The 8870-nt window shown below is 53.3% G+C and carries 5 protein-coding genes and 3 pseudogenes; all 8 read right to left on the reverse strand.

Annotated features, from left to right (window positions below; all coding sequences use genetic code 11):
- Nucleotides 1-121: 121 nt before the first annotated feature.
- A complete protein-coding gene (locus P378_RS17540; RefSeq protein ID WP_099084105.1) occupies nucleotides 122-463 on the reverse strand; it encodes a histidine triad nucleotide-binding protein in 342 nt (113 codons plus the stop codon).
- A 95-nt stretch (nucleotides 464-558) separates the two neighbouring features.
- Nucleotides 559-1868 (reverse strand): annotated as a pseudogene (gene mtaB, locus P378_RS24365) (tRNA (N(6)-L-threonylcarbamoyladenosine(37)-C(2))-methylthiotransferase MtaB).
- 11 nt (nucleotides 1869-1879) lie between these two features.
- A complete protein-coding gene (locus P378_RS17550; RefSeq protein ID WP_099084106.1) occupies nucleotides 1880-2620 on the reverse strand; it encodes a 16S rRNA (uracil(1498)-N(3))-methyltransferase in 741 nt (246 codons plus the stop codon).
- Nucleotides 2621-2622: 2 nt separating this feature from the next.
- Nucleotides 2623-3500: pseudogene (gene prmA / locus P378_RS17555) on the reverse strand (50S ribosomal protein L11 methyltransferase).
- 245 nt (nucleotides 3501-3745) lie between these two features.
- A complete protein-coding gene (gene dnaJ / locus P378_RS17560) occupies nucleotides 3746-4888 on the reverse strand; it encodes a molecular chaperone DnaJ (RefSeq protein WP_099084107.1) in 1143 nt (380 codons plus the stop codon).
- An 85-nt stretch (nucleotides 4889-4973) separates the two neighbouring features.
- Nucleotides 4974-6810 (reverse strand): annotated as a pseudogene (gene dnaK, locus P378_RS17565) (molecular chaperone DnaK).
- A 327-nt stretch (nucleotides 6811-7137) separates the two neighbouring features.
- Nucleotides 7138-7743 carry a nucleotide exchange factor GrpE gene (gene grpE / locus P378_RS17570; RefSeq protein WP_420796023.1) on the reverse strand — a complete coding sequence of 202 codons (606 nt, stop codon included), beginning with the start codon at nucleotides 7741-7743 and terminating at the stop codon, nucleotides 7138-7140.
- 13 nt (nucleotides 7744-7756) lie between these two features.
- On the reverse strand, nucleotides 7757-8870 hold a 1114-nt coding region (locus tag P378_RS17575), incomplete at its 5' end, for a TCP-1/cpn60 chaperonin family protein (RefSeq protein ID WP_099084109.1).

Consider the following 8870-nt stretch of genomic DNA (forward strand, 5'->3'; position numbering starts at 1 on the left):
TTTCCCTCCCTCCGCCAAACCATAAGACCTTGGATCTGTACGAATATATATTGATGTAAAAATTGCAAAAATACAATACCATTTAATTATAACGCAAACTCTCCAAACAGTCAATAACCTCTTAACCCGGAGGCCATTGCATCTTTCTTCCCCCGATCAGGTGGAAGTGAACATGGTACACCGTTTGGCCTCCCTCTTCTTTACAATTGGAAACCACCCGGTATCCCTTTTCCAATCCCAGTTCCCTGGCCAATTTGGATGCAGTGACGAGTATGTGGCCCATTATCTCTGCATCTTCGGGGTTCAGGTCCTCGAGAGTGGAAATGTGTTTCTTGGGGATAATCAATACATGTACCGGAGCTACAGGTGCGATGTCCTTGAAAGCAAAGACCCTATCATCTTGATATACCACCTGGGACGGTATTTCCCCGGCAATGATTTTACAAAAGAGGCAGTTTTGCACCAACTACACCTCCCCCCAGGGCAAAATAAACTATATAAACATAGTCTTTTCTAAAAGTTTATTCAACACGCCCTCAATATTATCCTGCAACCCTGTTAAATAATTCTGCCTTTTACCAGGGATCCCTGTACTTCTTCAATATGTACGGTAACAAGTTTCCCCCGCAAATTTTTCTCACCGGGGAATATTACTTTGAGATAGGTATCCGTATGGCCCTCAAACAGTTTATCATCCTTCTCATAGGGCTGCTCTGCCAGTACCTGCAGGTCCTTGCCCAGCTGCCGCCCGGCATACTCATGGGCCAACCGGTTCCCCAGCTCAATCAGCCTTTTGCTGCGATCTTCTTTTTCCTCCGGCGAAACTTGATCAGGCATTTCCGCCGCCGGGGTCCCCTTGCGAGGCGAGTATTTAAAAACGTGAATGCCCGCAAATCCTAACTTGCCCACCGTATTCAAGGTATTCTGGAAATGAAGCTCCTTTTCTCCGGGAAATCCCACGATAACATCGCTGGTAATGGCAACTCCTTCAATGGTCCTGTAAATCCGTATGATTAATTCCTCAAACTGGCGGGTATTGTAGCGGCGTTTCATCCTGGCCAGGATTTCGTCGTCCCCGCTCTGCAGCGGGATATGCAGGTGGCGGCAAACGTTGGCGTTATTGGCCACGGCTCGATGAGGGCATCATTAATGTCATGGGGTTCCACCGAACCCAGCCGCAGTCTGGTGAGTCCCGGTACTTTCGCCAGGCGTTCCACCAGCCAGCCCAAATTAATGTTCTGACCGTGAAAATCCTGGCCATAGGCCCCGATGTGAATACCGGTCAAAACAACTTCTTGAAAACCCTGATTGACCAGCTCTGTTGCAGAACGGAGGACATTTTCCGGCAGGCGGCTTCTCACGGGGCCACGGGCATAGGGAATGATGCAGTAGGCACAAAAACTGTTGCACCCTTCCTGAATTTTAAGAAAGGCCCGGGTTTTCCCCTGTTCGGCGGGCACCGGAAGTTCTTCGAAACAATCGCTTGCCATTACGTCTACAACGGCATTCACAGGTCCCCTTTCCCCGGAATGGGCCTCCACCAGTTTGACAATCCTGCTCTTATCCCTGGTTCCTACCACCAGGTCCACGCCGGGAATCTCCAGCACTTCCCCCGGAGAAGTCTGGGCGTAGCAGCCCGTAACCACGATCACCGCCGCCGGGTTTTGTTTGGCTGCCCTGCGAATGATTTGCCTTGACTTGCGGTCCCCCAGGTGGGTCACGGTGCAGGTATTGATGACATAGACATCGGCGGGCTGCTCAAAGTCCACAATTACGTAACCGGCCTGACGGAACAGGTCACCGATGGCGGAAGATTCATACTGGTTGACCTTGCAGCCAAGGGTATAGATGGCGGCGGTTTTAGACATCGACTAACCTCCTAACCCAGTTCCCCGTAATGATACAGCACCATGGTCAAGGCCGCCGGCCCGGCCGTTTCGGTGCGCAGAATACGGTGTCCCAATGTGACACTATGAAAGCCTTGCTCCCTGGCCCGCGCTGCCTCTTCCGGTGTAAAACCGCCCTCCGGACCGATGAACAGGTAAACCTCGGAGGGCGCTGCCACGTTTTGCAGGACCTCCTTAAGGGATTGCTGTCTTTCGTCCTCCCAGGGCATCAATACCAGTGCGCCCAGTGGGATGCCGGCCAGTACTTCGTCCCAGCGACAAAGCCGTTGTACTTCCGGAACACCGGCCCGGCGGCACTGTTTGGCGGCTTCCATGGCCACCCGCTGCCAGCGTTCCTGACGCTCGGCCACCTTTTTGCCCTCCAATTTAACCACCGACCGGGCCGCTGCCAGGGGAATAATCCGGTGCACCCCCAGCTCGGTACTCTTCTGAATAATGGTTTCCATTTTATCGCCTTTGGGCAGCCCCTGGACCAGTGTCACTTTGAGATGCGGTTCGGAGTCCGCCTTTTCTTGTCCCAGCAGCCGGCAAAGGATTTCTTCTTTATTTATTTCACGAATCTCTGCCTGGTAAACAGCCCCTGTGCCATCCAGAACGGTCAGGGGATCTCCCACGGCCATGCGCAGTACCCGGGTGATATGCTTGACATCCGGCCCGGTGATAATGGCTGTGGTTTCTTTAATTTGTTCAGGTTGGACAAAAAACCGGGGCAATTTTATCCCTCCCAAACACTAAGGTAAGACACCCATTCCCCGTCTTCCTTGCGCTCTAAAACCTTAAATCCGGTCTGCTCCAGCTTCTCCTTAACTTCCTCCGCCCGGTTCCGAATGATTCCTGAGGTAATAAAAGTACCCCCAGGTTTGAGAATTCTTAGCACATCCGGTGCCAGGACGATAATCACGTTGGCCACAATATTGGCGATGACAATGTCCACCGGCCGGTTCACTTGGTCCAACAGGTTGCCGTGGAGAACTTCTACCTTATCCTCAACTTTATTCAACCGCGCATTTTCCCTTGCCACGTTGACCGCCACTTCATCCAGGTCTACGGCAAATACCCTGGCGGCACCTAGTTTGGCGGAGGTAATGGCCAGAATCCCTGTACCGGTTCCCACATCCGCAACCGTCTCGCCGCCTTTTATAATTCCCTCCAGAAACTCCATGCACATGGTGGTGGTGGGGTGATTACCGCAGCCAAAGGCCATGCCGGGGTCCAGTTCCAAAACCACTCGACCGTCCGGCGGGGTATATTCTTCCCAGCTGGCTTTACCGCCAGTTTACGCCCAATTTCCACCGGCTTGTAGTAGGCCATCCAGGCGGTGGCCCAGTCTTCTTCCGCCACCCTTGCCGTTTCAACCTTTGGTGCTGACCCTAGGGGCAGCCCGGCCAGCCTTTCCTGCAGCAGCACCAGCTTGTCCTCCAACTCCGGGCCTTCGGGCAAGTAGGCCTTGACCATGGGCATGGGCCGGTTGAGAACCTCCGGCGGGAATTCGTAATGGTCCCAAATATTGGCTTCAATGTACCTAGAAATTAAGGCGGGGTCTTCAATGACAACCCCGCCGGCACCCAGTTCATCAAAAATATTGCTTACCATGTCAATCCCCTCATGGGGCACATGGACAGCGATTTCGAGCCAGTTCAAAACAGTTCTCCTCCCTACCGAGAGCTTACAGGTAATAGATACTTGTGTATATGACTGTTGTTCAGTAGCTTTAGACTTATAAGCATTGCTTTAGGGTCCAGTTGCTAGACTAAAGGGCACTGCTTACGGGTCCTGAAAACAAGACCCCAGAGAAATACAGCATTAGTCTAACAACTAGACCACAAAGAAATGCAGTATTAGTCTATTAGTCTATCCATAAAAGCATCTTTCATTTTTTCAAAGATGTTCTTGTCAGCCCCCTTGGGGCTTTTTTCGCCGCTTAGCCGGGCAAATTCACGCAGCAGTTCCTTTTGTTTTTCACTCAGCTTGGTGGGTGTTGCCACCTTGACGCGGACATGCTGGTCGCCACGGCCGCTGCCGTTGAGGTAGGGGATCCCCTTGCCCTTAATGCGGAAAATCGTGCCTGTCTGGGTTCCCTCGGGCAGCCTGAGATCGGCCGTACCGTCCAGGGTAGGTACTTCAATAACATCTCCCAGCGCCGCCTGGGCAAAGGAAATGTCAATGTCACAGACAACCTCATTGCCCTCTCTTCTGAAGAACTTGTGGGGGCGGACCAGAATGTATACGTAAAGATCCCCCGGCGGGCCGCCCCTGAGACCGGCTTCCCCTTCACCGCTCAGGCGCAGGCGGGAGCCGTCATCCACCCCGGCGGGAATTTTAACATGCAGGGTTTTGGTTTTTCGAATCTGACCGGCGCCCCGGCAGGTGGGGCAGGGTCTTTCGATGATTTTTCCGGTGCCGTGGCACTCCTCACATGTGCGGCTCTGGACAATACGGCCAAAGGGGGTGTTGGAGGCGTATTGGACCTGCCCGGTACCTTGACATACGTCACAGGTCTTGGGTCTGCTGCCCGGTGCGGAGCCGCTGCCGTTACAGGTGTCACAGGTTTCGGTGCGGGGCACCTGGATATCCCGTTCCACACCAAAGGCTGCTTCCTTAAAGGAAACCTCCAGGTTAACCCGCAAATCGTTCCCTTTCTGCGGGCCGGTACGCTGCCGTCCCATGCCGCCAAAGAACATATCAAAAATATCGCCCAACCCGCCAAAGTCGGCGCCAAAACCGCCAAAGCCACCGGCGCCAAAGCCCTGGCCGTCGGTGGCGGCGTGGCCGAACTGGTCATAGGCCGCCCGCTTGTCAGGGTCGCTTAATACAGCGTGAGCTTCGGCAATTTCCTTAAATTTGGCCTCCGCTTCCTCTTTGCTGCCCTGGTAGACATCCGGGTGGTACTGGCGGGCCAGCTTGCGGTAAGCTTTCTTAATCTCCTCCTGGGTGGCACCTCTCGGCACACCTAACACCTCATAGTAGTCACGCTTAGCCATGTTTCACCACCTTACATTCATAAATTACAGGGGAATAACCATTCCCCTGTAATCCGGCAACACTACTTTATTATATTACAACGCTCTACTTGTTGTCGTCTTTTACTTCATAATCTGCGTCAACAACATTGTCCTTTTGCGCGTTACCGCCACAGCTGCCGCCGGCGCAGCCGCCCTGGGGATCCTGCTGGGCCTGCTGCTGGTACATGGCGGAGGTCAGTTCGTAAAGGGGTTTGGTAAGTTCTTCTAATTTGTTCTTAATTTGATCAATATCATTGCCGTTCATTACTGTGCGCAGTTCTTCAATGGCTTTTTGGACCGCTTCTACCTTGGTTTTATCGGCTTTATCTCCCAAGTCCTTGATGGTTTTCTCGGCCTGATAAATCATGGAATCGGCCTGGTTTTTCACTTCCACGGCTTCTTTCCGTTTCTTGTCTTCTTCAGCGAATTTCTCGGCTTCATTGACCATTCTGTTAATGTCATCCTCAGAAAGGGCGCCGGTAGCGGTAATGGAAATGCTCTGGGCTTTACCGGTCCCCATGTCTTTGGCGGATACGGAAACAATGCCGTTGACGTCAATATCAAACTTCACTTCAATCTGCGGCACACCACGGGGCGCCGGAGGAATGCCGGTCAGTTGGAATCTGCCCAGGGTCTTGTTGTCCGCAGCCATGGGCCGTTCACCCTGCAGCACGTGAATCTCTACCGAGGTCTGGTTGTCGGCGGCAGTAGAGAAAATCTGGCTCTTGGAAGTGGGAATGGTGGTGTTGCGTTCAATCAGGCGGGTAAACACGCCACCCAGGGTCTCAATGCCCAGGGACAGGGGTGTTACGTCCAGCAGCAGTACATCCTTCACTTCACCGGCCAGCACACCGGCCTGAATGGCAGCCCCGATGGCAACGCACTCGTCCGGGTTAATGCCTTATGGGGCTCTTTGCCCAGGAACTTCCGAATGGCCTCTTGAACAGCCGGGATACGGGTGGAACCACCCACCAGCAGAACTTTGTGGATATCCTTGGCATCCAGCCGGAGTCGGCCAACGCCTGGCGGGTGGGACCCATGGTTTTTTCCACCAGGTCGGCGGTCAGTTCATCAAATTTGGCCCGGGTTAAGTTGATGTCCAGGTGCACAGGACCGTCAGAACCGACGGAAATAAAGGGCAGGTTAATGTTGGTGGTAACCACCCCAGACAGTTCGATTTTGGCCTTTTCGGCGGCTTCTTTCAGGCGCTGCATGGCCATTTTGTCTTTGGTCAGGTCGATGCCGGTGTCCTTTTTAAATTCAACGGCAAGGTAATCAATGACACGCTGGTCAAAATCATCGCCGCCCAGGCGGTTGTTGCCGCTGGTGGCCTTCACTTCAAAGACGCCGTCGCCCAGCTCCAGAATGGATACGTCAAAGGTACCGCCGCCCAGGTCAAAAACCAGAATGGTCTGGTCCTCTCCTTTGTCCAGGCCATAGGCCAGGGCCGCCGCTGTGGGTTCGTTGATGATGCGCAACACCTCCAGACCGGCAATCTTACCGGCATCCTTGGTGGCCTGGCGCTGGGCATCACTGAAATAGGCGGGCACGGTGATCACTGCCTGGGTAACGGTCTCACCCAGGTAGGCTTCTGCGTCTGCCTTTAGTTTGGAAAGAATCATGGCAGAAATTTCCTGGGGGGTATATTCCTTGCCATCGATGATCACTTTATGGTTGGTACCCATGTAACGCTTGATGGACAGCACCGTCCGGTCGGGGTTGCTGACGGCCTGGCGCTTCGCCACCTGGCCTACCAGACGCTCGCCGGTCTTCGAAAAGCCAACGGCGGAAGGGGTTGTTCTGCCTCCCTCGGCGTTTGGAATTACAACGGCTTCGCCGCCTTCCATGACAGCCACACATGAGTTGGTTGTTCCCAAGTCAATACCAATTACTTTTCCCATTGTTATAGCCTCCTGAGAAAATATATTCTAAAATTAATTAACTTTCTTGAGGTAGATATTTTTTTACCGATATAAGCTAATGCTTGCTTTAGTTTAGAAGTGTTAGTTAAGGGGCAGACTGGCATTTCCAACGCTACGCTCTGAAGTTTTCATGATTGTCTAAATCATACGTGTATATACCGCGCTTGACAAACTACAAGTACGATAGTTACGCCCTAATGCGGCATTCCTTTGTGGCTATTACGGGCTAAGCAACGCAGCCGAATGCTCCGCTTCGCTTTTGGAAAAGCCAGTCTGTCTGTGTATGGTTTGTTTGAGTTTTTTAGTCTAAGACTTTGCCACCTTCACCATGGAAGGTCTGATGACTTTTCCTTTCAGGTAATACCCGCGTCTGAGTTCTTCCGCAATGGTGTTCTCCGGTTCGCCGGTGTCTTCCACCTGCATAACCGCTTCATGGAGGTTGGGGTCGAAGGGCTCCCCTTTGGCAGGAATGGGGGTCAGTCCTTCGGCATTTAATACTTCGTTTAACTGGCGGTGAATCATTTCCACACCGCTGATAAATTTTTCCCCGCCGTCCCCGGCGGAGGCCAGGGCCCTCTCAAAGTTGTCCAGAACAGGTAACAGGTTCTTAATCAACTGCTCGGAGCCAAACTTTAAAAGCTCCTCCCGCTCCTGGCGGGTGCGGCGGCGCAGATTTTCATAATCTGCCTGCAGTCTGAGTGCCCGGTTATAGTTATTTTCCGCCTCAGCGGTCTTTTCCCTTACCAGCTTCTTTAATTCCGCCGGGTCATCGGGCAACCCGTCGGTTTGGCCGGGAGTTTCCCCGGCCTCTTCAACCGCCGCTTCTGTTGCGGGGTCATGCATGCAGTTCTCTTCTTGCAGGTTCTCTTCCCGAGCTTCTTCTTGATCCTGCCTCATATTTTCTTCGGTCACTGTATCACCTCTCCTAAACCCCCTGGTCAAATCCTTCTCCGGGGGGTTGTTTATAATCCTTCATTTTAATGATGGTATCAATGCGCAATATGGCTTCGGCGATTTCCCCGGCTGCTTTCAGAGCATGAATTTTTACCAGCGCCGGGTCCAGTACACCCAGGTCGAGCATATCAATGATTTCACCGGTGTCGCAGTCCACCGCCAGGGAAATCTTATTTTGTTCCGCCTGGGCGGCCAGCACATCCCCAATCTTTTCCAGAGGATTAAAGCCGGCGTTGGCGACTATTTGGGCCATGGGACGGCGCAAGGTCTCCGCCACACAACCGACACCATAGGCGGCCATGCCCCGGATGTTCTCACGGACCTTTTCCACTTCCCGGGCTACGGCCAGTTCCAGTGCCCCTCCGCCGGGAACCACACCGCCTTTAATGGCTGCCTGCACCGAACTGGCAGCATCCTTGGCAATGCGCTCGCGTTCCCCCACCACTTCCTCAGTGGCAGCGCCCACCAGTACAGTGGCCATGGGTTTCCCCTGACCTTCTAAAATCCAGACCTGCTCCAGCCTTTCGTCCTCCAGGACTTTTCTGGCATGGCCCAGGTATTTTGCCAGCTCAGGCAGTTCTTTCTTTAAGCCGGTGCGCTTAATCACACGGGACCCGGTGTGTTCCGCCGCCCGGCGCAACTCTTTATTTAAAACCCGCTGCACCACCATCACCCCGGCGTCGGTCAGCAAATCTTCGGCTGTATCGTCCACACCGCGGTCAACCAGCACCAAGCCGACTTCCAGGTCGATGATTTTCTGAATATTGGCCTTGAATTCCCCCTGCAGTTCCAAATAGCGGGCAAAACCGGTTTCGGTACCCAGGGCCTCATCTTCAATTTCTTCAGGTTCCAGCGCGTCATCAATCACCAGGACCTTTACATTCTCCAATTGACGGGGCATTTGTTTGTTCATGGTTTCCTTGTTGAGGATAACGCCCATAAACACTTGGTTGGTAGCCCCTTCTTCGGATGTAACGGTGTCGGACAACTTGAAGTTGGGATCGAGAAGTTTTTCCTTGCCGATCAACCGGGCTGCTTCCACCACCAGGTCGGCGATATCCTGGTGTTCCCGGCCGGCCACCAGG

This window comes from Desulforamulus profundi (assembly GCF_002607855.1).

Bases quoted from the DNA above. Each gene is read 5' to 3' on its own strand.
- dnaJ (WP_099084107.1), bottom strand. From the start codon at position 4,888: ATGGCTAAGCGTGACTACTATGAGGTGTTAGGTGTGCCGAGAGGTGCC.